Origin of the sequence: Pseudomonas sp. Z3-6 (genome assembly GCF_051131985.1) — a bacterium.
In the GTDB taxonomy this organism is placed as follows: domain Bacteria; phylum Pseudomonadota; class Gammaproteobacteria; order Pseudomonadales; family Pseudomonadaceae; genus Aquipseudomonas; species Aquipseudomonas zanjanensis.
On record NZ_CP071644.1, the window covers coordinates 4835248 to 4857900 of the forward strand.

Sequence of the window (22653 nt, forward strand, 5' to 3'; positions counted from 1 at the left end):
AGTCCGCCATGAAACACGAAACAATCGAAAAAAACGTCGGCCTGCTGATGCTGCTGATGGTCCTGGCCGTGAGCATTGGCGGCCTGACCCAGATCGTGCCGCTGTTCTTCCAGGACGTGACCAACAAGCCGGTGGACGGCATGAAGCCCTACACCGCCCTGCAACTGGAAGGCCGCGACATTTACATCCGTGAAGGCTGCGTCGGCTGCCATTCGCAGATGATCCGTCCGTTCCGCGCCGAGACCGAGCGCTACGGCCACTACTCCGTCGCTGGCGAAAGTGTCTGGGACCACCCGTTCCTGTGGGGTTCCAAGCGTACCGGGCCAGACCTGGCACGGGTCGGCGCGCGCTACTCCGATGATTGGCACCGCGCTCACTTGTACAACCCGCGCAACGTCGTGCCGGAGTCGAAAATGCCGGCCTACCCCTGGCTGGTGGCCCAGGCCGTGGACAGCAGCCACACCGAAGGCAAGCTGCGCGCCATGCGCACCCTCGGCGTGCCGTACACCGACGACGACATCGCAGGCAGCGTGGCCTCGCTCAAGGGCAAGACCGAAATGGACGCGCTGGTGGCCTACCTGCAAGTGCTCGGCACTGCCATCAAGAGCAAGAGGTGAGCCTGATGTTCTTTGAAATGAGCACTGGAATGATCCGTGGGCTGGGCACCGTCGTGGTGTTCATCGCCTTCATCGGCCTGATCCTGTGGGTGTTCAGCAGCAAGCGCGGACCGGAGTTCGCCCAGGCGCGCCTGCTGCCGTTCGCCGACGAGCCACCCGCCGATCTCACCCCCCAAGACCCTGCAACAAGGAGTACCCGGCCATGACCACCTTCTGGAGTACGTGGATCTGCGTACTGACCCTCGGCAGCCTCATCGGCCTGACCTGGCTGCTGATCGGCACCCGCAAGGGCGAGACCAAGGGCAGCGTCGACCAGACCATGGGCCACAGCTTCGACGGCATCGAGGAATACGACAACCCACTGCCGCAGTGGTGGTTCCTGTTGTTCGCCGGCACCCTGGTGTTTTCCGTCGGTTACCTGGTCCTCTACCCGGGCCTGGGCAACTGGAAAGGCATCCTGCCCGGGTACGAGAACGGCTGGACCGGCGCCCATGAATGGGAAAAGGAAATGGCCAAGGCCGACGCCAAGTTCGGGCCGATTTTCGCCAAGTTCGCGGCCATGCCCGTGGAAGAAGTCGCCAAAGACCCACAGGCCTTGAAGATGGGTGGCCGCCTGTTCGCCTCCAACTGCTCGGTCTGCCACGGCTCGGACGCCAAGGGTGCCTTCGGCTTCCCGAACCTGGCCGACAGCAACTGGCGCTGGGGCGGCGGCGCCGAGACCATCAAGGCGACCATCATGGGCGGGCGCATGGCGGCGATGCCGGCCTGGGGCGAAGTGCTGGGGGAGTCCGGGGTCAAGAACGTGGCCGCCTATGTTCGCCACGACCTGGCCGGCCTGCCTTTGCCGGCGGACAGCGGTGCCGACCTGCAAGCCGGCCAGCAGGCCTTCAACACCACCTGCGTTGCCTGCCACGGCGCCAACGGCCAGGGCACCGAAGCCATGGGGGCGCCGAACCTGACGCAACCGGCCGGCTTCATCTACGGCACCAGCCTGACCCAGTTGCAGCAGACCATTCGCCATGGACGCCAAGGCCACATGCCGGCACAGAATGAGTTGCTGGGCAATGACAAGGTGCAACTGCTCGCGGCTTATGTCTACAGCCTGTCCCAGGGTGTCGGCACCGAGCGCCTGCAAGCGGAACACAAAAGCGAATAAATCCTGACCACACGAACAGCCGCATTCATCTGGATGCGGCTGTTCCGTGCCCCTGCGCGACTCATTGTCGCACCCTCCCATAGTCTTTCTTTCGGTTCCCCTGAATCAGGTCTAAGCTTGCCTTTGCGTGCGCTGGCGACTGCCGGTTTCAGGTCGATCCGACCCGATGCGTTCGACAATCGTTCGACAAAAAGGCCGCAAAGGCAGGTGAATACCGGCCGTTGCGACAGTTGCCTGGCATCACCCGAACGCCGTGTTCGAACACACCCCGTTACAACCGACCTGACCCCCTCGCCTCTTTCCTTCGTTGCGACATTTTGCCGAGGGCCAATTTTGTCCCTACACCGAACAGGGAAAGGCCGCAGAATCAGCTTTGGAAAGCATTGACCCAGGTCATGGCGCGTTGCAATGACCCCCCGCTTTCTCCATACTTGCGACCGATTTTTATCCTAATAAAACACCCAAACCGTGGAACCTTAGAATGAGCACAGCAATCAGTCCGACTGCTTATAACTATAAGGTAGTCCGCCAGTTCGCCATCATGACGGTGGTCTGGGGGATCCTTGGCATGGGGCTCGGTGTCTTCATCGCCTCGCAACTGGTCTGGCCGGAGTTGAACTTCGATCTGCCATGGACGACATTTGGACGCCTGCGCCCGCTGCACACCAACCTGGTGATCTTCGCCTTCGGTGGTTGTGCGTTGTTTGCCACTTCTTACTACGTCGTGCAGCGAACCTGCCAAACGCGACTGATTTCCGACAGCCTCGCCGCCTTCACCTTCTGGGGTTGGCAAGCGGTGATCGTCGGCGCGATCGTGACCTTGCCAATGGGTTTCACCACCACCAAGGAATACGCGGAACTGGAATGGCCCCTGGCTATCCTGCTGGCGATCGTCTGGGTGACCTACGGTTTGGTGTTCTTCGGCACCATCGTCAAGCGCAAGACCAAGCACATCTACGTCGGTAACTGGTTCTACGGTGCCTTCATCGTCGTGACCGCCATGCTGCACATCGTCAACCACGCCTCCCTGCCGGTCAGCTTCTTCAAGTCGTACTCGGCCTATTCGGGCGCGACCGACGCGATGATCCAGTGGTGGTACGGCCACAACGCCGTGGGTTTCTTCCTGACCACCGGCTTCTTGGGGATGATGTACTACTTCGTGCCGAAACAGGCCGAGCGTCCGATCTATTCCTATCGCCTGTCCATCGTCCACTTCTGGGCGCTGATCACCCTGTACATCTGGGCCGGCCCGCACCACCTGCACTACACCGCACTGCCAGACTGGGCACAATCCCTGGGCATGGCGATGTCGATCATCCTGCTAGCGCCAAGCTGGGGCGGCATGATCAACGGCATGATGACCCTGTCGGGTGCCTGGCATAAATTGCGCACCGACCCGATCCTGCGCTTCCTGGTGGTATCCCTGGCGTTCTACGGCATGTCGACCTTCGAAGGCCCGATGATGGCCATCAAGACCGTCAACTCCCTGAGCCACTACACCGACTGGACCATCGGCCACGTACACGCCGGTGCACTCGGTTGGGTTGCGATGATTTCCATCGGCGCCATCTACCACATGATCCCGAAACTGTTCGGTCGTGCGCAGATGCACAGCACCGGCCTGATCAACGCGCACTTCTGGCTCGCGACCATCGGCACCGTGCTCTACATCGCCTCGATGTGGGTCAACGGCATCACCCAAGGCCTGATGTGGCGTGCGATCAACGACGACGGCACCCTGACCTATTCGTTCGTCGAAGCGCTGCAAGCCAGCCACCCTGGCTTCATCGTGCGTGCCCTGGGCGGCGCGTTCTTCGCCAGCGGCATGCTGTTCATGGCCTACAACGTGTACCGCACCGTTCGTGCCTCTGACCCGGCTGAAGCTGAAGCCGCCGCCAAGATCGCCGTAGTTGGAGCTCACTGATGAAGCACGAAGCAGTAGAGAAGAATATCGGCCTGCTGGCCTTCTTCATGGTCATCGCCGTGAGCATCGGCGGCCTGACCCAGATCGTTCCGCTGTTCTTCCAGGATGTGACCAACAAGCCGGTCGAAGGCATGAAGCCGCGTACCGCCCTTGAACTGGAAGGCCGTGACATCTATATCGCCAACGGCTGTGTCGGCTGCCACTCGCAGATGATCCGTCCGTTCCGCGCCGAGACCGAACGCTACGGCCACTACTCCGTTGCCGGCGAAAGCGTCTGGGACCACCCGTTCCTGTGGGGTTCCAAGCGTACCGGCCCGGACCTGGCCCGCGTTGGCGGCCGCTACTCCGACGACTGGCAGCGTGCGCACTTGTACAACCCGCGCAACGTGGTGCCTGAGTCGAAAATGCCGGCCTACCCGTTCCTCGTAGAAAACAAGCTCGACGGCAAAGACACCGCCAAGAAAATGGAAGTCCTGCGTGCCTTGGGCGTGCCTTACACCGACGAAGACATCGCCGGTGCCAGGGATGCCGTCAAGGGCAAGACTGAAATGGACGCGCTGGTGGCCTATCTGCAAGGCCTGGGCACCATCATCAAAAGCAAACGGTGATTTAGATGGATATCGGGATGATTCGTGGCCTGGGCACCGTCGTCGTGATGGTGGCCTTCATTGGTCTGGCCCTGTGGGTGTTCAGCCCCAAGCGCAAGTCGGAGTTTGACGACGCGACCTTGCTGCCGTTCGCGGATGATCCCGAAGCCATCAAGCACGTCGAGCAAGCTTCTAGGAGTAACAAAGAATGACTACATTCTGGAGTCTGTACGTCACAGTCCTCAGCCTGGGAACGATCTTCGCCCTGACCTGGCTGCTGCTGTCGACCCGCAAGGGCCAGCGTAGCGAAGCCACCGAAGAGACGGTTGGCCACTCCTTCGACGGGATCGAGGAGTACGACAACCCGCTGCCGAAATGGTGGTTCATGCTGTTCGTGGGCACCATCATTTTCGCTCTCGGTTACCTGGTGCTCTACCCTGGCCTGGGCAACTGGAAAGGCCTGCTGCCAGGCTATAACTACCTGGACACCGAAAAGCAGACCGCCTTCGCCAACGGCCAGACCGGCTGGACAGGCGTTCATGAGTGGGAAAAGGAAATGGCGCGCTCGGACGCCAAGTTCGGTCCGATCTTCGCCAAGTTCGCCTCCATGCCGATCGAAGAAGTCGCCAAGGACCCACAAGCCCTGAAGATGGGTGGCCGCCTGTTCGCCTCCAACTGCTCGGTTTGCCATGGTTCCGATGCCAAGGGTGCCTACGGTTTCCCGAACCTGACCGACGCCGACTGGCGCTGGGGCGGTGAGCCGGAAACCATCAAGACCACCATCATGGGCGGCCGTCACGCCGTGATGCCGGGCTGGGCTGCCGTGGTGGGCGAACAAGGCGTGGCCGATGTGGCCGCCTATCTCGTGACCGGCCTGCACGGTCGCAAACTGCCCGAAGGCGCCAAGGCCGATCCGGCCAACGGTCAGAAACTGTTCGCGGCCAACTGCGTGGCCTGCCACGGTCCTGCCGGCAAGGGCACGCCCGCCATGGGCGCACCTGACCTGACGCATCCAGCGGGTTTCATCTACGGTTCGAGCTTCGCTCAACTGCAGCAGACCATCCGCTACGGTCGCCAGGGCCAGATGCCGGCCCAGGCCGACCTGCAAGGCAACGACAAGGTCCACCTGCTGGCGGCCTATGTCTACAGCCTGTCTCACGGCGAAAAGGCTCCGGCCGCTGACGCCCAGTAAGACAAGTCGCTGATACACGAAAGGGCCCCGCCAATCCGATTGGCGGGGCCTTTTTATTACCGGCGGGAAAACCTGGGCAAATTTCTGTTGCGCTTGCGGCCTCTCCACACCAGTAGTAACGTGCCTACATTCGAACTGAACATGAGGGCACGCCCATGTCCATCACCACCCTCTCCAGCCGTGAATTCAACCACGACACAAGTGGTGCCAAAAAAGCCACCCGCGAAGGGCCGGTGATCATCACCGACCGTGGCAAGCCGGCCCATGTGCTGCTAAGCATTGAGGAGTACCAGAAACTGACCGGCCTCGGCACCAGCATTGTCGAGTTGCTGGTCATGCCCGATGCGCCGGACATCGACTTCGAGACCGAGCGCGCCGTCATCACGCCTCGCTCGGTGGACCTGTCCTGAATGTTTCTACTCGATACCAACGTCATTTCCGAACTGCGCAAATCCCAGGCAGACAAGAACGTCCAGGCCTGGGCGCGCAGCGTTCCCGCGCCCAGCCTGTACGTCTCGGCGATTACCGTACTGGAACTGGAAACCGGCGTGCTGCGCTTCGAACGCAAGGACCCGACGCAAGGCAGCCGCTTGCGGGCCTGGCTGGATGATCATGTGCTGCCGGCCTTTGCTGGCAGGATCCTGGCCGTGGACCGTGCCGTCGCGCTGCGCTGCGCTCGCCTGCATGTGCCTGACCGCAGCAATGAATGTGATGCATTGATCGCCGCGACCGCGCTGGTCCATGGGTTGACCGTGGTGACCCGCAACGTGAGTGATTTCCAGGGCTGCGGCGTGGCAGTGCTCAATCCGTGGGTTGGCTGATGTCTATTTGGCAGTCACTACAAGGTGGCCTTTTTGTGGCGAGGGAGCTTGCTCCCGCTGGGTGGCGAAGCCGCCCCAGAAAATCGCCAGGCTTTTCCAGGTCAGACCGCACCAGCCTGATTTACGACGGCTGCGCCGCCGAGCGGGAGCAAGCTCCCTCGCCACAGAAGGCCTCCTCGCCACGAACAGGGGAGCCCTCAGAACGTGGCCTTCGTTTCGCCAACGCCATCGACTGTCTATAGTCAATTGATCTGGATCATGACTTGTTACATCCGCTACACCATTCGACCCAGACGCCCAACGCGACCAAAGGTCGCACCCTTGAGCCAGAGCGACAGGCGTATCATTGCGCCACTGCAACACCCTTTCTGACCGAGGTCGGCACGTACTGGCCCCGGCACTTTTCCACTGCCGTGGGATGCAATTGATGAGCAACCAGATTCCGGTACATGACGTTACCCCGCCTGCCAAGGACGCTAACAAAAGCGTCGACCTGTATGCCTCTCGGGAAAAAATCTACACCCGCGCCTTCACCGGCCTGTTTCGCAACCTGCGGATGGTGGGCGGAGCGTTCCTGTTCCTGCTGTATTTCGGTACGGTCTGGTTGAACTGGGGCGGCCATCAGGCCGTCTGGTGGAACCTGCCGGAACGCAAATTCTTCATTTTCGGGGCGACGTTCTGGCCCCAGGATTTCATCCTGCTCTCCGGGATGCTGATCATTGCCGCGTTTGGCCTGTTCTTCATCACGGTCTATGCCGGACGGGTGTGGTGCGGCTACACCTGTCCACAAAGCGTGTGGACCTGGATCTTCATGTGGTGCGAAAAAGTCACCGAAGGTGACCGCAACCAGCGCATCAAGCTCGACAAGGCGCCCATGGGTGCCAACAAATTCCTGCGCAAGTTCGCCAAGCACAGCCTGTGGCTGCTGATCGGCTTCGTCACCGGTGTGACCTTCGTCGGTTACTTCACGCCGATCCGCGAACTGGTGTTCGAGTTCTTTACCGGCCAGGCCGATGGCTGGTCGTATTTCTGGATCGGCTTCTTCACTCTCGCCACCTACGGCAACGCCGGCTGGCTGCGTGAACAGGTGTGCATCTATATGTGCCCTTACGCGCGTTTCCAAAGCGTGATGTTCGACAAGGACACCTTGATCGTGTCCTACGACCCGCGTCGTGGCGAAAGCCGTGGCCCGCGCAAGAAGGGCGTCGACTACAAGGCCCTGGGTCTTGGCGACTGCATCGACTGCACCATGTGCGTCCAGGTCTGCCCGACCGGCATCGACATCCGCGACGGCCTGCAGGTCGAGTGCATCGGCTGCGCGGCCTGCATCGACGCCTGCGACAACATCATGGACAAAATGGATTATCCCCGCGGCCTGATCAGCTACACCACCGAACACAACCTCTCAGGGCAGAAAACCAATAAACTGCGCCCACGCCTGATCGGTTATGCGCTGGTGTTGCTGACGATGATCAGCCTGCTGGCGGCGGCGTTCTTCATGCGCTCGCTGGTGGGGTTCGATGTCAGCAAGGATCGCGTGCTGTACCGTGAAAACGCCGAAGGCCGGATCGAGAACGTCTACAGCCTGAAGATCATGAACAAAGACCAACGCGACCATACGTACGTCCTGGACGCCGTTGGCCTGCCCGACCTCAAGCTGCAAGGTCGCCGGGAAATCAAGGTCGCGGCCGGCGAGATCTACAGCCAGCCGGTCGAGCTGTCCAGCGCACCGGAACAACTGCCATCGAGCGCCAACGAGGTGACGTTCATCCTCAAGGACGCCGATGACGAAAGCGTACATATCGAAGCCAAGAGCCGGTTCATCGGCCCACAAACTCGTTGAGAGAAATGAACATGCCTGCAGCAACTGCCACCAGCCCTTGGTACAAGCACCTCTGGCCGTGGATCATCATTGCGATCCTGAGCTGTTCGGTGACACTGAGCCTGACGATGGTGACCATTGCGGTGAACAACCCCGACAACTTGGTCAATGACAACTATTACGAAGCCGGCAAGGGCATCAACCGCTCGCTGGAGCGCGAATTGCTGGCCCAGACCCTGCAACTGCATGCCAATGTGCAACTGGATGACGTGACCGGCGAAGTCAACCTGCGCCTGAACGGCGACAGCCGTCCCCAGACCCTGGAACTGAGCCTGATCTCGCCGACCCAACCGGAGAAGGACCGCAAGATCGTCCTGACCCGCAACGACAGTGAGCCGGGGCGCTACGTCGGCCAGTTGACGGACAAGATCGAAGGCCGGCGCTTTGTCGAATTGCTGGGGATGGAGCACGACAAGACCTGGCGCCTGTTCGAAGAAGAGCAGATCAACCACGACCAGGCCATCCAGCTGGGCGATGAACCGCTGCAAGGCGCTGAAGACCTGAAAAAATAAGCTGCTGTTGTGGCGAGGGAGCTTGCTCCCGCTGGGCTGCGAAGCGGCCCTGAAGCCTGAGTCCCGGCGCTATCAGGCTCCATCGTGTCGGCTGCTTTGGGCCTGCTACGCAGGCCAGCGGGAGCAAGCTCCCTCGCCACAAAAAGCGCCCTCACTTGTAGCAAGCTCCTTCCACAAAGGCCTTCATGCGATACCCATGACCACTCCACAGCCCTGCTACCACTGCGCCCTGCCCGTTCCCCCCGGCAGTCGCTTCACCGCCGTTGTCCTCGGTGAAACCCGCGAGCTGTGCTGCCCGGGCTGCCAGGCGGTGGCCGAAGCCATTGTCGCCGGCGGCCTGGAAAGTTATTACCAGCATCGCAGTGAAGCATCGGCCAATCCTGAAACCTTGCCCGTCCAGTTGACCGATGAACTGGCGCTGTACGATCGCCCTGACGTACAGCAATCATTCGTGCGCCATGAAGGCGAACTGGCCGAAACCACCCTGTTGATGGAAGGCATCAGTTGCGCCGCCTGCGGCTGGTTGATCGAAAAACAGCTGCGCAGCCTGCCGGCCGTGGCCGAGGCGCGGTTGAACCTGTCCAACCATCGCCTGCATGTGCGCTGGGCCGATGCCCAATTGCCGCTGAGCACGCTGCTCGCCGAATTGCGCCAGATCGGCTACGTAGCGCACCCGTACCAGGCCGACCAGGCCTGTGAACAACTCGCCGCACAAAACCGCCTGGCCCTGCGCCAATTGGGCGTGGCCGGCCTGTTGTGGTTCCAGGCGATGATGGCGACTATGGCCACCTGGCCGGAATTCAACATCGACCTGAGCCCGGAGATGCACACCATCCTGCGCTGGGTCGCCCTGTTTCTCACCACGCCCATCGTCTTCTACAGCTGTGCGCCGTTCTTCAAAGGCGCCCTGCGCGACCTGCGCACCCGCCACCTGACCATGGACGTTTCGGTGTCCCTGGCCATCGGCAGCGCCTACATAGCAGGTATCTGGACATCGATCACCGGCGTCGGCGAGTTGTACTTCGATGCCGTGGGCATGTTCGCCCTGTTCCTGCTGGCCGGCCGTTATCTGGAGCGCCGGGCCCGGGAGCGCACGGCGGCCGCCACCGCCCAGCTGGTCAATCTGTTGCCGGCCTCGTGCCTGCGCCTGGCGGATGACGGCCAGAGCGAACGTATCCTGCTCAACGAATTGCGCACCGGCGACCGCGTGCTGGTACATCCCGGGGCGGTCCTGCCGGCCGATGGCAAGATCCTTGAGGGTCAATCCAGCATCGACGAATCGCTGCTGACCGGTGAATACCTGCCACAGCCTCGGCAAGTGGGCGATGCGGTCACCGCGGGCACGCTGAATGTCGAAGGCGCCTTGACCGTCGAAGTGCTGGCCCTCGGGCAAGACACCCGGCTGTCGGCCATCGTGCGTCTGCTGGAGCGGGCCCAGGCCGAAAAACCGCGACTGGCGGAAATCGCCGATCGCGCCGCCCAATGGTTCCTGTTGTTCTCCCTGGTCGCGGCGGCGGCCATCGGCTTGCTGTGGTGGCAACTGGATGCCTCGCGGGCCTTTTGGATCGTCCTGGCGATGCTGGTTGCCACCTGCCCCTGCGCGTTGTCCCTCGCCACGCCGACCGCCCTGACTGCGGCCACCGGCACCTTGCACAAACTTGGCCTGCTGCTGACGCGCGGCCATGTGCTGGAGGGCCTGAACCAGATCGACACGGTGATTTTCGACAAGACCGGCACCCTCACCGAAGGCCGCTTGGCCTTGCGCGCCATTCGGCCACTGGCGGGCCTCGACAGCGATCAGTGCCTGGGCTTGGCCGCGGCCTTGGAAAACCGCTCTGAACACCCCATCGCCCGGGCGTTTGGCCGCGCGCCGTTGGCCGCCGAGCAGGTGCACAGCACCCCGGGGCTGGGGCTGGAAGGCCAGGTGGCGGAACAGCGCCTGCGCATCGGCCAGCCCGGTTTTGTCTGCGAGCTGAGTGACGCCCCCGTACCGCAAATGCCGGAGGAAGCCGGGCAATGGCTGTTGCTAGGCGATGAGATCGGGCCGCTGGCCTGGTTCGTCCTCGATGACCGCTTGCGCGTCGATTCCCCGGCCCTGTTGGCGGCCTGCAAGGCACGAGGCTGGCGAACGCTGCTGCTGTCGGGCGACAGCTCACCGATGGTCGCCAGTGTCGCGGCCGAGCTGGGCATCGATGAGGCCCGCGGCGGCCTGCGTCCAGACGACAAGCTGGCGGTGTTGCAGCAGCTACACCAACAAGGCCGCAAGGTGTTGATGCTCGGCGATGGCGTGAATGATGTGCCGGTCCTGGCGGCGGCGGACATCAGTGTCGCCATGGGCTCGGCCACCGACCTGGCCAAGACCAGTGCCGACGCCGTGCTGCTGTCCAACCGCCTCGAGGCCCTGGTCCACGCCTTCAGCCTGGCCCGACGCACGCGCCGGGTGATCGTCGAGAACCTGGTGTGGGCAGGGCTGTACAATGGCCTCATGTTGCCGTTCGCCGCCCTCGGCTGGATTACGCCGGTGTGGGCCGCGGTCGGCATGTCCATCAGTTCGTTGACCGTGGTGTTGAATGCCTTGAGGCTGACCCGCCAACCGAAGGCGCAGGTGTTCGCCGCCACGCCCGATACCCGTCCGCTGCCGGCCTGAGCCGCGCGGACATGGAGTTCCGACATGCCAGCTCTCTACGTGATGATTCCGGCCGCGCTGCTGATCGTGGCCATCGCCGTGTACATTTTTTTCTGGGCCGTGGACAGCGGCCAGTACGACGATCTCGACGGTCCGGCCCACAGCATTCTGTTCGACGACCAGGACCCGAACCACAAGGCAGCGGTGGACGAAGCCAGTGGCGAGGCCCGCAAGCCGGACGACAAGGCCCCGCCCCATGCTTGACCTGGCGCCATTGCTGGTATCGGCGGTCATTCTTGGCCTGCTCGGTGGCGGCCATTGCCTGGGCATGTGCGGTGGCCTGATGGGCGCCCTCACCCTGGCGATCCCCAAGGAACAGCGCAGTCGGCGCTTTCGGTTACTGCTGGCGTACAACCTGGGGCGGATCCTGAGCTACGCCACCGCTGGGCTGCTGATCGGCCTGGCGGGATGGGCCGTGTCCAACAGCCCGGCCGCGATGATCATGCGGGTGCTCGCCGGCTTGCTGTTGATCGCCATGGGCCTGTACCTGGCGGGCTGGTGGAGCGGCCTGACCCGCATCGAAAGCGTGGGGCGTGGCTTGTGGCGGCACATCCAACCCGTCGCCAACCGCTTGCTGCCGGTGTCGAGCCTGCCCCGGGCCTTGCTGCTCGGCGCCCTGTGGGGCTGGCTGCCGTGCGGGTTGGTCTACAGCACCCTGCTCTGGTCCGCCAGCCAGGGCAATGCCTTGGACAGTGCCTTGCTGATGCTTGCCTTCGGCCTGGGCACCTGGCCGGTGCTGCTCGCCACCGGCCTGGCCGCCGAGCGCATCACCGCCCTGTTGCGCAAACGCAGCGTGCGCATGGCCGGTGGCTTGTTGGTGATTATTTTCGGGGTATGGACACTGCCGGGGCCGCATCAGCATTGGCTCATGGGGCATTAATGATTTCAGTCCAGACAACTCAAAACCCTGTGGCGAGGGAGCTTGCTCCCGCTGGCCTGCGAAGCAGGCCCCAACACTCCTCAGGTAGAACGCATTAGCTGATATTGCGACTGCTGCGCAGCCGAGCGGGAGCAAGCTCCCTCGCCACGGGTTTTGAGTTGTCTGGACTAACATCATCGACAGCTCCGATGCGCCGTTGACGCAAATCAAAACAGCCTCGACCACAGCCCCCTAGACTCGCCCCATGCCAGCCTATCCGGGGAACACCCGCATGCTCGACGCCATCCGTTGGGACTCAGACCTGATCCGCCGCTACGACCTGGCGGGACCACGCTACACCTCGTACCCGACTGCGGCGCAGTTCGGCGGCCAGGTGGGCACCTTCGACCTGCTCCATGCCCTGCGTGACAGCCGCAAGGCCCGGCGGCCGCTGTCGCTGTATGTGCACGTACCGTTCTGCGCAAACATTTGCTACTACTGCGCCTGCAACAAGGTCATTACCAAGGACCGGGGCCGCGCCCACGCCTACCTCCAACGCCTGGAACAGGAAGTCCAGCTGATCGGCTGCCACCTGGACCCGACCCAGCGCGTCGAACAATTGCACTTTGGCGGCGGCACCCCGACGTTCCTCAGCCATGACGAACTGCGGCAATTGATGGCCTCGTTGCGCAAGCACCTGAACCTGCTGGACGACGATTCCGGCGACTACAGCATCGAGATCGATCCCCGGGAAGCCGATTGGTCGACCATGGGCTTGTTGCGAGAACTGGGTTTCAATCGGGTCAGCATCGGCCTGCAAGACCTGGACCCGGCCGTGCAACGCGCCGTCAATCGCCTGCAAAGCCTGGAAGAAACCCGCGCGGTGGTCGAGGCTGCCCGGACCTTGCAGTTCCGTTCGATCAACATCGACCTGATCTACGGGCTGCCCAAGCAGACTCCGGACAATTTCGCCCGCACCGTCGAAGAAGTGATCCACTTGCAACCGGACCGCCTCTCGGTGTTCAACTACGCCCACCTGCCGGAACGCTTCATGCCGCAGCGGCGCATCAACAGCCAGGACTTGCCAAACCCGGAGCAGAAGCTGGCGATGCTGCAAGGCACCATCGAACAGTTGACCGCCGCCGGCTACCGCTACGTCGGCATGGACCACTTCGCCCTGCCCGACGACGAGCTGGCCATCGCTCAGGAAGAGGCCACGTTGCAGCGCAATTTCCAGGGCTACACCACCCATGGCCATTGCGACCTGATCGGCCTCGGCGTGTCCGCCATCAGCCAGATCGGCGACCTGTACTGCCAGAACAGCAGTGACCTGAACCATTACCAGAACACCCTCGCCGACGGGCAACTGGCAACCAGTCGAGGACTGACCTGCACGGCCGACGATCGGTTGCGACGTGCGGTGATCCAGCAACTGATCTGCCATTTCCACCTGGCGTTCGCGGACATCGAGCACCGTTTCAATGTCGATTTTCGCGGTTACTTCGCGCCGCTGTGGCCGCAATTGCAGGCCATGGCCGAGGATGGGCTGATCGAGTTGGATGACATCCACATCCGGGTACTGCCCGCTGGGCGCCTGCTGGTGCGATCCGTGTGCATGGTGTTCGATGCCTATTTGGAGCAGCACAATCGCCAACGTTTCTCCCGGGTCATTTGAGCGCGACAATTTGACGACGACACCGCACTGGCTGGAGTGTCTGCTCTGGGGTACCCTTACGCCTTATGTGTGTTTTCCCACAAGGATTTAAGAAATGTCCGAGCCCGTCAAACTGCGCGCCCACAACCAGGCCCATTGCAAGGATTGCAGCCTGGCCCCCCTCTGCCTGCCACTTTCGTTGAATCTGGACGACATGGACGCGCTGGACGACATCGTCAAACGAGGCCGCCCGTTGAAAAAAGGTGAATTCCTGTTTCGCCAGGGCGACGCGTTCGATTCCGTCTATGCCGTGCGCTCGGGCGCCTTGAAAACCTTCAACTTGAGCGACGGCGGCGAAGAACAGCTCACCGGTTTCCACTTGCCCAGCGAACTGGTGGGCCTGTCGGGCATGGACACCGAGACCCATCCGGTCTCGGCCCAGGCGCTGGAAACCACCTCGGTATGCGAAATCCCCTTCGATCGCCTGGACGAGCTGGCCATACAGTTGCCGCAACTGCGTCGCCAGTTGATGCGAGTCATGAGCCGGGAAATCCGTGATGATCAGCAGATGATGTTGCTGCTCTCGAAAAAAACCGCTGACGAGCGGATCGCCACGTTCCTGGTCAACCTCTCGGCACGCTTCCGCGCCCGCGGGTTCTCGGCCAACCAGTTCCGCCTGAGCATGTCGCGCAACGAAATCGGCAACTACCTGGGCCTGGCGGTGGAAACCGTGTCCCGGGTATTCACGCGTTTCCAGCAGAACGAGCTGATTGCCGCCGAAGGCAAGGAAATTCACATTCTCGACCCGATCCAGCTCTGCGCCCTGGCTGGCGGCTCGATCGACGGCTGATGAACCTGCGCGGCTGAGGGATTGGCCTCGCCGCGCTATACTGCCGCGTTTGCAGCCCTGCCAGGACACCTCGACGATGGTCTTTGACTCCTTCGACATCAAATCCCTGATCCGCCCCGTGATCGACTTCCCCAAGCCCGGCGTGATCTTTCGCGACATTACTCCACTGTTCCAATCCCCGACCGCCCTGCGCCTGGTCATGGACAGCTTTGCCCACCGCTATGTCGAGGCAGAGTTCACTCACATTGGCGCAATGGATGCTCGCGGCTTCCTGATCGGCTCGATCCTGGCCTATCAGTTGAACAAGCCGCTGGTGTTGTTCCGCAAGCAAGGCAAGCTGCCGGCCGACGTGCTGGCCGAGGGTTACCAGACCGAATACGGTGAAGCCTTCCTTGAAGTGCACGCCGACAGCCTGTGCGAAGGTGATTCGGTGGTGATGTTCGATGACCTGATCGCCACCGGTGGCACGCTGATCGCCGCCGCCAACCTGATTCGCCGCATGGGCGCCAAAGTCCACGAAGCCGCGGCGATCATCGACCTGCCGGAACTGCTCGGCTCCCAGCGTCTGGAAGACATGGGAATTCCAACGTTCTGCCTGACGCAGTTTTCGCTTAGCGAGAAATAACCTTCGAGCAACAGTTACCTGTGGGAGCGGGCTTGCTCGCGAAAGCGGAGTGTCAGTCAATATAATCGCTTGCTGATCCACCGCTTTCGCGAGCAAGCCCGCTCCCACATTAGCTTTGGGGTGGCTGTTACAAGGCGATCGGCTTACGCCCCGCAAACGAATGCGCCAGCGTCCCGCCGTCCACCAATTCCAGCTCCCCACCCAGCGGCACGCCGTGGGCGATGCGGGAGGCGACCAAGCCTTTGTTGCTCAGCAATTGGGCGATGTAATGGGCGGTGGCTTCGCCTTCGACCGTCGGGTTCGTGGCGAGGATGACTTCCGTGAACGTGCCCGCCTCTTCGATCCGTGCGATCAACTGTGGGATGCCAATGGCTTCAGGCCCCAAGCCATCGAGTGGGGACAAATGGCCCTTGAGCACGAAATAACGGCCACGGAAACCGGTCTGCTCCACCGCATACACATCCATCGGCCCTTCCACGACGCAGAGCAGGCTGTCGTCCCGACGCGGATCGGCACATTGCGGGCAGAGGTCGTCTTCGGTGAGGGTGCGGCATAAACGGCAATGCCCTACGCCCTCCATGGCCTGGCTCAAGGCCTGGGCCAGGCGTGAACCGCCGCTGCGATCACGCTCGAGCAATTGCAACGCCATGCGCTGGGCAGTTTTCTGACCTACACCCGGCAACGTTCGCAGGGCATCGATCAGTTGGCGAATCAAAGGGCTGAAGCTCATGGAGGAAATGTCCGACATAACAACGAGACGCGGTTTATACCCGCGCCTCCGATTAGCGTCAAATACTCAATCCTGCGCGACCCGCACCACCAACTTGCCGAAGTTGCGCCCTTCCAACAGGCCGATAAACGCCTGTGGCGCATTTTCCAGGCCGTCGACCACGTCCTCGCGGAACTTGACCTTGCCATCGCGCACCCAAGGCGCCATGGCACTGACGAACTCCGGCTGACGGTCACCGTAGTCGTCAAACACAATAAACCCCTGGATCCGCACGCGCTTGGTCAGCAAGGTGCGCTGCAGTTGCGGCAAGCGATCCGGACCGTTCGGCGCCTGATTGTCGTTGTAGGACGCGATCAGACCACAGAGCGGGATTCGTGCCTTGGCGTTGAGCAACGGCACGACGGCATCAAAGACCTTGCCGCCGACGTTTTCGTAATAAATGTCGATGCCCTTGTCACAGGCCCGCGCCAATTCCTCGGCAAAATTGGCGCTCTTGTGATCGACACAGGCATCAAAGCCCAGCTCGTCGACCACGTACTTGCATTTCTCGCTGCCGCCCGCGACGCCGACCACCCGCAGGCCCTTGATTTTTGCGACCTGGCCGACCACCGAGCCCACGGCACCCGAGGCTGCCGCGACCACCAGGGTTTCCCCGGCCTTGGGCTGGCCAATGTCCATCAGCCCCATGTAGGCGGTCAGGCCCGGCATGCCCAACACCCCCAGGGCCATCGACGGACTGGGTAGCCCGGAAGGAATGGGCATCACGTTGCGCCCGTCACTGATGCTGTGGGTTTGCCAACCCGTAGCGCCAACCACCAAATCGCCCTCATGGAATTTCGGGTGCGTCGAACATTCCACGCGGCTGACAGCGCCGCCGGTCATCACCTCATCGATTTCCACCGGAGCGGCGTAGGAAGGCGCGTCACTCATGCGCCCGCGCATGTAGGGATCCAAGGACAGGAACAACGTCTTGAGCAGGATCTGTCCCTCTGCCAGATCCGGCAGTGTCACATGTTCAAGACGAAAGTTTTCAGGAGTGGGCGCACCTTGGGGACGGGAGGCCAGGACGATGCGCTGGTTGGAAATCGATGACATGGAGGCGTCTCCTTGTTCGTTGGGCGGACACGTATAGGAAGCAGACCATTACCGAGGGGGCGGCGTTCGATGTTTATTCCGGGATAGCGCGGTGCAGCCTTCGCGAGCAGGCTCGCTCCCACATAGAACCTGCGGCGAATATCACAATCGAAGCCCCTTCAATCCAGTGTGGGAGCGAGCCTGCTCCGGGCGGCGTTCCGACGAAAGCGGTCGAACAACTACCCGAGGCTCCGACAGAAACAAAAATGCCAGGCGCGATGCCTGGCATTGTGTGTAGCCCATCCCGACCGGGATGGCGAATCAGAACGGCAGTTTCATGCCCGGCGGCAATTGCATGCCTGCCGTCATGCCGGACATCTTGTCCTGGCTGTTGGCTTCGATCTTGCGCACCGCGTCATTGACGGCGGCGGCGAACAGGGCTTCGAGCATTTCCTTGTCGTCTTCGCTCAGGCCTTCGACCACGCTTGGGTCGATGCTGACGCGCTTGATGTCATGGCGACCGGTCATGACCACGGTCACCATGTCGCCGCCGGACTTGCCGGTGACTTCGGCGTTGGCCAGTTCTTCCTGCATCTTGGCCATCTTTTCCTGCATCTGCTGCGCCTGCTTCATCAGGCCGGCCATGCCACCTTTCATCATGGGAATCACCTCGAAAGTACTTGGATAAACAACGCGCCCGGCCCGTTCGGCCCGGCGCCTTCAGTTATGAGCCCTGGGTGACCGGGGCCTCGACAGGTTCGATAGTATCGTGACGGACCACGGCGCCGAACTGTTGCATCATCTGTTGGATGAATGGATCGCCGTGGATCGACTCCTCGGCTTCGCGCTGACGGTCGGCACGGCGGCGGGACGCGGCCTGGGCCGGGGTCTCCTGCTCAGGCTTGATCAGCTCGATGGTCAACGTCAGGTTACGCTGGTGGTACTGGTTCAGCGCATCGTTGAGGCGACGCTGCTGGGTCGCGTTGAACAGTGCACTGTGTGCCGGATCCAGGTGCAGCAGCCAGTGGTCGCCTTCCACGGCCATCAGCGTGCAGTTGGCGGCGATGCTGCCGGTCATGCCGCTGATCGGCAATTTAGGGAACAGTTCCAGCCATTGCAGGGCCAGGCCGGTGGCCGGCATCGCCGCCGGCTCGGGCTCGGGCTCCGGGGCCGGTTCAGCGGCGTGCTCGCTGGCCAGATCGTCCAGGTAGCTGTAGGCCGAATCCATGTCCGGCTCGATATAATCCTCGTCCAGCGGCGGCTCGTCGTCCAGGTCGATGCCCGGCGTGGCGACATCGACATCGGCCACCGTTGGCTCGGGCACCGGCGCGGCCACCCACTCTGGCGCATCGGGCACCACGCTGTCGGGCGTTGGCAGCGGCATTGGCGGCAACTCAGGCTGCTCGGCAACGGTTTCCAATACGGGCTCGACGACCGGCTGCTGGACCACTTCCGGCTCGACCGGATCGTTCCACGGCAGGTCGATGACTTCTTCAACGACGGGCTCGGGCAGCGCCTCGACGACCGGTTCGGGTTCCGGCTCAGGCGTCGCGACAACAGGCGTCGGCATCGGCTGGGCGACAGGCACCACCGCGGCCGGAGCCGAAGCCACTGCCGGCGCAACGACGGGCGCGGCAGCCACTGGCTTGGCGGAATCAGCTGTGGCTTGGCTGATCCCCACTGGCTTTAGCGCTTGCCTCGGCGCGTCCGCCGTGTCGGCTGGCCGGAACGCCAGCATTCGCAACAGGACCATTTCGAAGCCGCCGCGCGGATCCGGCGCCAAGGGCAGATCGCGTCGGCCGATCAGGCCCATCTGGTAATAGAACTGCACATCTTCGGCCGGCAGCGCCTGGGCCAGGGCCAGTACGCGGTCACGGTCGCCGTGGCCGTTGTCGACGCCTTCAGGCAGGGCCTGGGCGATGGCGACACGGTGCAGCACGTTGAGGATTTCCGAGAGCACGCCATTCCAGTCCGGGCCCTGCTCGGCCAAGTGACGCACCGCCTCGAGCAGCGCCTTCGCATCGCCTTCGATCAGCGCATGCAAGACGTCATAGACCTGGCCATGATCGAGAGTGCCGAGCATGGCCCGGACATCGGCGGCCATGACCTTGCCTTCACCGAACGCGATGGCCTGGTCGGTCAGGCTCATGGCGTCACGCATCGAACCATCGGCGGCGCGGCCCAACAGCCACAGCGCATCGTCTTCGAACGGGACGTTCTCGACACCCAATACGTGGGTCAGGTGCTCGACCACCCTTTCCGGCGTCATGTTCTTCAGGGAGAACTGCAAGCACCGCGACAGAATCGTTGCAGGAAGTTTCTGCGGATCGGTGGTCGCCAGGATGAACTTGACGTAGGGCGGCGGCTCTTCAAGGGTCTTGAGCAGCGCATTGAAGGAATGGCTGGAGAGCATGTGCACTTCGTCGATCAGGTAGACCTTGAAGCGCCCACGGCTCGGCGCGTACTGCACGTTGTCGAGCAGTTCGCGGGTGTCCTCGACCTTGGTGCGGCTGGCGGCGTCGATCTCGATCAGGTCGACGAAGCGGCCCTCATCGATTTCCCGGCAGACCGAACACTCGCCACAAGGCGTCGAGGTGATGCCGGTTTCACAGTTCAGGCACTTGGCGATGATCCGCGCGATGGTGGTCTTGCCCACGCCCCGGGTCCCGGTAAACAGGTAGGCATGGTGCAGCCGCTGGCTGTCCAAGGCATTGATCAGAGCCTTGAGCACATGGGTCTGGCCGACCATTTCGCGGAACGAGCGCGGACGCCATTTACGTGCAAGAACCTGATAACTCATCGAAAACCGTCGCAACGAAGGAACATAAGCGGCTAATGCTAGCGGAGCAGGGGCGAAATTGCATCCGGTGTGCTCGTCTAATCTGACTAAGCTTGGGTTGTCGACGCGGTTTTACACAGTCAGGGAGAGTTTATGCGATCAGCCATGGGGGCTTTGCTGTTGCTGGGTACCGGTTGCTTAGCCGAAGAAGTCCCCTTGCGTTTCGCCATTACCGACGGCTGGGCAATGCCCATGGTACAGATCGAACGAGGCCGCCCGATCCAGGGCATCCTTCCCGACATCATGACCAGCCTGGCGACCCAAGTGGGAAGGCCGGCGCAATTCCACGTCCTGTCTCGCGCCCGGCTCGACGCTGCCATGAAACACGGCGAAATCGATATACGTTGCTATGTCAGCCCTGACTGGGTGAAGGACAATGGCGATTATCTATGGAGCATCCCGTTGTTTTTCCAGCGCGACCTGCTCGTCGCCCCGACCAGCGCACCGGCGACGGTCACGCCAGCAACGCTCTCGCACCAAGCCATCGGCACCGTGCTCGGCTATAGCTACCCGACCCTGCAACCCTTGTTCGACACCGCTCAACTGCACCGCGACGATGCCCGTAGCCAGGAACAAGTGCTGGCGAAACTGCTGGCCGGGCGTTATCGCTATGGGGTCACCAACCAATGGGCGCTGGACTGGTTCAATCAACGGCATGCCGCTGATCGCCAGCTCCATGAGGTGACTGTCCTGCAGGAGCAGCAGTTGAGCTGTTACGTGCGCAACGATCCGGACATTCCCGCACAACGCATTCTGAGGACATTGCTGAACATGAAAACGTCCGGGGAAATCGACGCGATCATCCAGCTTTACACCGGCCGCAGTGAAACATCGCGGGTCAGGAGCGAGGCGCCTTCGCCCTGATCGCCGGACCGCTGTTGCCATTGGGACGGTGGGATGAAGCCCTGAACCCAGTCGGGTATCTGTTCGGGCGGCATGGGCCGGGCGATGAAATAACCTTGTGCCACCTCGCAGCCCAGGCTCAGCAGCAGTTGGCCGTGCTCCAGGCTGTCCAGCCCCTCGGCGACCACCTCGCGACCAAAGGCCCGGGCCAGGCCGATCACCGCTTCAGTCAGTGCCAGGTCGTCGCGGTCATCGAGGATGTCGCGGACAAAGGTCTTGTCGATCTTGATGGTTTGCGTGCGCAGGTGCTTGAGGTCGTTGAGCGAGCAGTAGCCCGTGCCAAAACCACCCAGGGAAAACCCCACGCCGAGCGCCTGGCATGCCTGGAGGCAGGCGCTGACGTGGGCCAGGTTCTCCACGGCGACGGACTCGACAATCTGCAGGTCCAACAGCCGTGGCGGCACCGCCGGATGCCGCTCCAACACCTGTCGCAGCCGCTCGACAAAATCCGCCCGCTGGAAATGCCGTGCCGAGATATTGATGCTCACTGGCCAGCCTTGCCCCACTTGCTGCCATTGCTGCAACTGGGTCAAGACCTGCTCCATGACCCACTCGCCGATCTCGACGATCAGGTCAGTCTCCTCCACCAAGGGCAGGAACTCCCGAGGCGGCACCAGGCCACGTTGCGGGTGCTTCCAGCGCAGCAACGCCTCCAGGCCGACCACGGTGCCATGGCGCATGTTGACCTTGGGTTGGAAATGCAGCCGCAGCTCGTTATCGGCCAGTGCCTGGCGGACCCGTTCGACGGTCTGGTAAGTGGCCCGTACCTCCTTGTCCCGGGACACATCGAACAAGTGGAAACGATTGCGCCCGCTTTGCTTGACCACATACATCGCCTGGTCGGCGTGACGGAGCAGGGTCTCGGCGTCTTCGTTGTCCCACGGGAACAGCGTGACGCCAATACTGGCGAAGACCTTGATGTCCTTGCCATCAATGCCATACGGCATGGAGACGGCGATCAACACCCGGTTCAACGCGGCATGCAGCTCTTCCATGCCACGCACATGGCGCAGCACCAGCACGAACTCGTCCCCGCCCAGCCGCGCCACCACGTCCTCGCCACGCACGATGCTGCGCAGGCGCCTGGCAACCTCCACCAGCAGCCGATCACCGCTGGCATGACCATAGCCGTCGTTGACGGCCTTGAAACCATCGAGATCGAGCATGCACACCGCCAGGGGCAGGTTCTCCGTGCGGGAAAATTCCAGCGCCTGGTCCAGCAGGTCCGACAGATAAGTACGATTGGGCAGCCCGGTCAGCACATCGTGACCGACCCGCCATTGCAGCGAATGCAGCAAGCGACGCTTTTCACTGACGTCGAAGCGAATCGCCAGGTAGCGCTCGATTTGCCCGGTCTCATCGTCGATCACTGGCACCAGAGTGGTGTCGACCCAATGCAGCGTACCGTCCTTGGCCCGGTTGCAGATTTCCCCTTTCCAGACCTGCCCCAAGGCAATGGTGCGCCACATGGCGCTGAAGAACTCGCCGGGGTGCTGAGCGGAATTGAGCAGGCGATGGTTCGCGCCCAGCAACTCATCGCGCCGGTAACCAAAAAGGCTGCAAAATTGATCGTTGACGTAAGTGATGCGCCCGCTCAGATCGGTCTCGGAAAAAATCGCGGCGGCGTCAACGGCCCTGCGGTACTTCTTATCCATCGAAGCAGTCATCCATGAGTCAGGCTCATTTGTCGCGCGCGGTTGCACCGCCTTCAAGACAGGCGAAAATCAACTAGGCTCAAACAC

At 62.1% G+C, this 22653-nt stretch carries 23 protein-coding genes; 18 read left to right on the forward strand and 5 right to left on the reverse strand.

What is annotated here, in order from left to right:
- The first annotated feature begins 8 nt into the window (after positions 1-8).
- The 17 genes from ccoO (J3P88_RS20870) to J3P88_RS20950 all read left to right on the forward strand — a co-directional run bounded on the left by ccoO (J3P88_RS20870) (position 9) and on the right by J3P88_RS20950 (position 15365).
- Positions 9-617, forward strand: coding sequence for a cytochrome-c oxidase, cbb3-type subunit II (gene ccoO, locus J3P88_RS20870; protein WP_053120686.1), 609 nt, complete (start codon positions 9-11; stop codon positions 615-617).
- Between the two features lie 5 nt (positions 618-622).
- Positions 623-823 carry a cbb3-type cytochrome oxidase subunit 3 gene (locus J3P88_RS20875; protein ID WP_186705243.1) on the forward strand — a complete coding sequence of 67 codons (201 nt, stop codon included), beginning with the start codon at positions 623-625 and terminating at the stop codon, positions 821-823.
- Positions 820-1773: a cytochrome-c oxidase, cbb3-type subunit III gene (gene ccoP, locus J3P88_RS20880; protein ID WP_186728205.1), complete on the forward strand. Its 954-nt coding sequence runs from the start codon at positions 820-822 to the stop codon at positions 1771-1773. Before J3P88_RS20875 ends, ccoP (J3P88_RS20880) begins: the two co-directional genes overlap by 4 nt.
- Before the next feature lie 481 nt (positions 1774-2254).
- Positions 2255-3697 carry a cytochrome-c oxidase, cbb3-type subunit I gene (ccoN, locus tag J3P88_RS20885; RefSeq protein ID WP_053120682.1) on the forward strand — a complete coding sequence of 481 codons (1443 nt, stop codon included), beginning with the start codon at positions 2255-2257 and terminating at the stop codon, positions 3695-3697.
- Positions 3697-4305 carry a cytochrome-c oxidase, cbb3-type subunit II gene (ccoO, locus tag J3P88_RS20890; protein WP_072407855.1) on the forward strand — a complete coding sequence of 203 codons (609 nt, stop codon included), beginning with the start codon at positions 3697-3699 and terminating at the stop codon, positions 4303-4305. Before ccoN ends, ccoO (J3P88_RS20890) begins: the two co-directional genes overlap by 1 nt.
- Before the next feature lie 5 nt (positions 4306-4310).
- Positions 4311-4496, forward strand: coding sequence for a CcoQ/FixQ family Cbb3-type cytochrome c oxidase assembly chaperone (locus J3P88_RS20895; RefSeq protein WP_003183474.1), 186 nt, complete (start codon positions 4311-4313; stop codon positions 4494-4496).
- Entirely contained in the window at positions 4493-5476 is a 984-nt protein-coding gene (ccoP, locus tag J3P88_RS20900) for a cytochrome-c oxidase, cbb3-type subunit III (protein ID WP_186705245.1), read from the forward strand. The genes J3P88_RS20895 and ccoP (J3P88_RS20900) overlap by 4 nt, the downstream gene beginning before the upstream one ends.
- Positions 5477-5631: 155 nt before the next feature.
- A complete protein-coding gene (locus tag J3P88_RS20905) occupies positions 5632-5886 on the forward strand; it encodes a type II toxin-antitoxin system Phd/YefM family antitoxin (RefSeq protein ID WP_250962680.1) in 255 nt (84 codons plus the stop codon).
- A complete protein-coding gene (locus J3P88_RS20910) occupies positions 5887-6297 on the forward strand; it encodes a type II toxin-antitoxin system VapC family toxin (RefSeq protein ID WP_434571380.1) in 411 nt (136 codons plus the stop codon).
- A 427-nt stretch (positions 6298-6724) separates the two neighbouring features.
- Positions 6725-8140: a cytochrome c oxidase accessory protein CcoG gene (gene ccoG / locus J3P88_RS20915; RefSeq protein ID WP_434571382.1), complete on the forward strand. Its 1416-nt coding sequence runs from the start codon at positions 6725-6727 to the stop codon at positions 8138-8140.
- 11 nt (positions 8141-8151) lie between these two features.
- Positions 8152-8691: a FixH family protein gene (locus tag J3P88_RS20920; protein ID WP_434571384.1), complete on the forward strand. Its 540-nt coding sequence runs from the start codon at positions 8152-8154 to the stop codon at positions 8689-8691.
- A gap of 196 nt (positions 8692-8887) precedes the next feature.
- Positions 8888-11338 (forward strand): heavy metal translocating P-type ATPase, encoded by a 2451-nt coding sequence (locus tag J3P88_RS20925; RefSeq protein ID WP_434571386.1) that lies wholly within the window; start codon positions 8888-8890, stop codon positions 11336-11338.
- Between the two features lie 24 nt (positions 11339-11362).
- Entirely contained in the window at positions 11363-11581 is a 219-nt protein-coding gene (gene ccoS / locus J3P88_RS20930) for a cbb3-type cytochrome oxidase assembly protein CcoS (RefSeq protein WP_003183505.1), read from the forward strand.
- Positions 11574-12257, forward strand: coding sequence for a sulfite exporter TauE/SafE family protein (locus J3P88_RS20935; protein ID WP_186705251.1), 684 nt, complete (start codon positions 11574-11576; stop codon positions 12255-12257). The genes ccoS and J3P88_RS20935 overlap by 8 nt, the downstream gene beginning before the upstream one ends.
- Before the next feature lie 271 nt (positions 12258-12528).
- Positions 12529-13911, forward strand: coding sequence for an oxygen-independent coproporphyrinogen III oxidase (gene hemN / locus J3P88_RS20940; RefSeq protein WP_434571389.1), 1383 nt, complete (start codon positions 12529-12531; stop codon positions 13909-13911).
- Positions 13912-14005: 94 nt separating this feature from the next.
- A complete protein-coding gene (fnr, locus tag J3P88_RS20945; RefSeq protein WP_434571391.1) occupies positions 14006-14740 on the forward strand; it encodes a fumarate/nitrate reduction transcriptional regulator Fnr in 735 nt (244 codons plus the stop codon).
- 76 nt (positions 14741-14816) lie between these two features.
- Entirely contained in the window at positions 14817-15365 is a 549-nt protein-coding gene (locus tag J3P88_RS20950) for an adenine phosphoribosyltransferase (protein WP_003183509.1), read from the forward strand.
- Between the two features lie 127 nt (positions 15366-15492).
- Here the strand turns inward: J3P88_RS20950 and recR are convergent, their stop codons facing one another.
- The 4 genes from recR to dnaX form a co-directional block, all read right to left on the reverse strand.
- Positions 15493-16095 carry a recombination mediator RecR gene (gene recR / locus J3P88_RS20955; protein WP_003183510.1) on the reverse strand — a complete coding sequence of 201 codons (603 nt, stop codon included), beginning with the start codon at positions 16093-16095 and terminating at the stop codon, positions 15493-15495.
- A gap of 66 nt (positions 16096-16161) precedes the next feature.
- Positions 16162-17190 carry an NADP-dependent oxidoreductase gene (locus J3P88_RS20960; RefSeq protein WP_434571393.1) on the reverse strand — a complete coding sequence of 343 codons (1029 nt, stop codon included), beginning with the start codon at positions 17188-17190 and terminating at the stop codon, positions 16162-16164.
- Positions 17191-17490: 300 nt separating this feature from the next.
- Positions 17491-17829 carry a YbaB/EbfC family nucleoid-associated protein gene (locus tag J3P88_RS20965; protein ID WP_003183512.1) on the reverse strand — a complete coding sequence of 113 codons (339 nt, stop codon included), beginning with the start codon at positions 17827-17829 and terminating at the stop codon, positions 17491-17493.
- 64 nt (positions 17830-17893) lie between these two features.
- Positions 17894-19969, reverse strand: a complete 2076-nt coding sequence (gene dnaX, locus J3P88_RS20970; protein WP_434571395.1) for a DNA polymerase III subunit gamma/tau — start codon at positions 19967-19969, stop codon at positions 17894-17896.
- A gap of 132 nt (positions 19970-20101) precedes the next feature.
- On the opposite strand from dnaX, the gene J3P88_RS20975 reads away from it, so the two are divergent.
- Entirely contained in the window at positions 20102-20872 is a 771-nt protein-coding gene (locus tag J3P88_RS20975; RefSeq protein WP_434571397.1) for a substrate-binding periplasmic protein, read from the forward strand.
- Here the strand turns inward: J3P88_RS20975 and J3P88_RS20980 are convergent.
- A complete protein-coding gene (locus J3P88_RS20980; RefSeq protein WP_186728197.1) occupies positions 20818-22566 on the reverse strand; it encodes a putative bifunctional diguanylate cyclase/phosphodiesterase in 1749 nt (582 codons plus the stop codon). The two genes, J3P88_RS20975 and J3P88_RS20980, sit on opposite strands and share 55 nt — an antisense overlap.
- Positions 22567-22653: the final 87 nt, after the last annotated feature.

Coding starts and splice junctions, on each gene's coding strand:
- ccoO (WP_053120686.1), top strand. CDS start 9: ATGAAACACGAAACAATCGAAAAAAACGTCGGCCTGCTGATGCTGCTG.
- J3P88_RS20875 (WP_186705243.1), top strand. CDS start 623: ATGTTCTTTGAAATGAGCACTGGAATGATCCGTGGGCTGGGCACCGTC.
- ccoP (WP_186728205.1), top strand. CDS start 820: ATGACCACCTTCTGGAGTACGTGGATCTGCGTACTGACCCTCGGCAGC.
- ccoN (WP_053120682.1), top strand. CDS start 2,255: ATGAGCACAGCAATCAGTCCGACTGCTTATAACTATAAGGTAGTCCGC.
- ccoO (WP_072407855.1), top strand. CDS start 3,697: ATGAAGCACGAAGCAGTAGAGAAGAATATCGGCCTGCTGGCCTTCTTC.
- J3P88_RS20895 (WP_003183474.1), top strand. CDS start 4,311: ATGGATATCGGGATGATTCGTGGCCTGGGCACCGTCGTCGTGATGGTG.
- ccoP (WP_186705245.1), top strand. CDS start 4,493: ATGACTACATTCTGGAGTCTGTACGTCACAGTCCTCAGCCTGGGAACG.
- J3P88_RS20905 (WP_250962680.1), top strand. CDS start 5,632: ATGTCCATCACCACCCTCTCCAGCCGTGAATTCAACCACGACACAAGT.
- J3P88_RS20910 (WP_434571380.1), top strand. CDS start 5,887: ATGTTTCTACTCGATACCAACGTCATTTCCGAACTGCGCAAATCCCAG.
- ccoG (WP_434571382.1), top strand. CDS start 6,725: ATGAGCAACCAGATTCCGGTACATGACGTTACCCCGCCTGCCAAGGAC.
- J3P88_RS20920 (WP_434571384.1), top strand. CDS start 8,152: ATGCCTGCAGCAACTGCCACCAGCCCTTGGTACAAGCACCTCTGGCCG.
- J3P88_RS20925 (WP_434571386.1), top strand. CDS start 8,888: ATGACCACTCCACAGCCCTGCTACCACTGCGCCCTGCCCGTTCCCCCC.
- ccoS (WP_003183505.1), top strand. CDS start 11,363: ATGCCAGCTCTCTACGTGATGATTCCGGCCGCGCTGCTGATCGTGGCC.
- J3P88_RS20935 (WP_186705251.1), top strand. CDS start 11,574: ATGCTTGACCTGGCGCCATTGCTGGTATCGGCGGTCATTCTTGGCCTG.
- hemN (WP_434571389.1), top strand. CDS start 12,529: ATGCTCGACGCCATCCGTTGGGACTCAGACCTGATCCGCCGCTACGAC.
- fnr (WP_434571391.1), top strand. CDS start 14,006: ATGTCCGAGCCCGTCAAACTGCGCGCCCACAACCAGGCCCATTGCAAG.
- J3P88_RS20950 (WP_003183509.1), top strand. CDS start 14,817: ATGGTCTTTGACTCCTTCGACATCAAATCCCTGATCCGCCCCGTGATC.
- recR (WP_003183510.1), bottom strand. CDS start 16,095: ATGAGCTTCAGCCCTTTGATTCGCCAACTGATCGATGCCCTGCGAACG.
- J3P88_RS20960 (WP_434571393.1), bottom strand. CDS start 17,190: ATGTCATCGATTTCCAACCAGCGCATCGTCCTGGCCTCCCGTCCCCAA.
- J3P88_RS20965 (WP_003183512.1), bottom strand. CDS start 17,829: ATGATGAAAGGTGGCATGGCCGGCCTGATGAAGCAGGCGCAGCAGATG.
- dnaX (WP_434571395.1), bottom strand. CDS start 19,969: ATGAGTTATCAGGTTCTTGCACGTAAATGGCGTCCGCGCTCGTTCCGC.
- J3P88_RS20975 (WP_434571397.1), top strand. CDS start 20,102: ATGCGATCAGCCATGGGGGCTTTGCTGTTGCTGGGTACCGGTTGCTTA.
- J3P88_RS20980 (WP_186728197.1), bottom strand. CDS start 22,566: ATGGATAAGAAGTACCGCAGGGCCGTTGACGCCGCCGCGATTTTTTCC.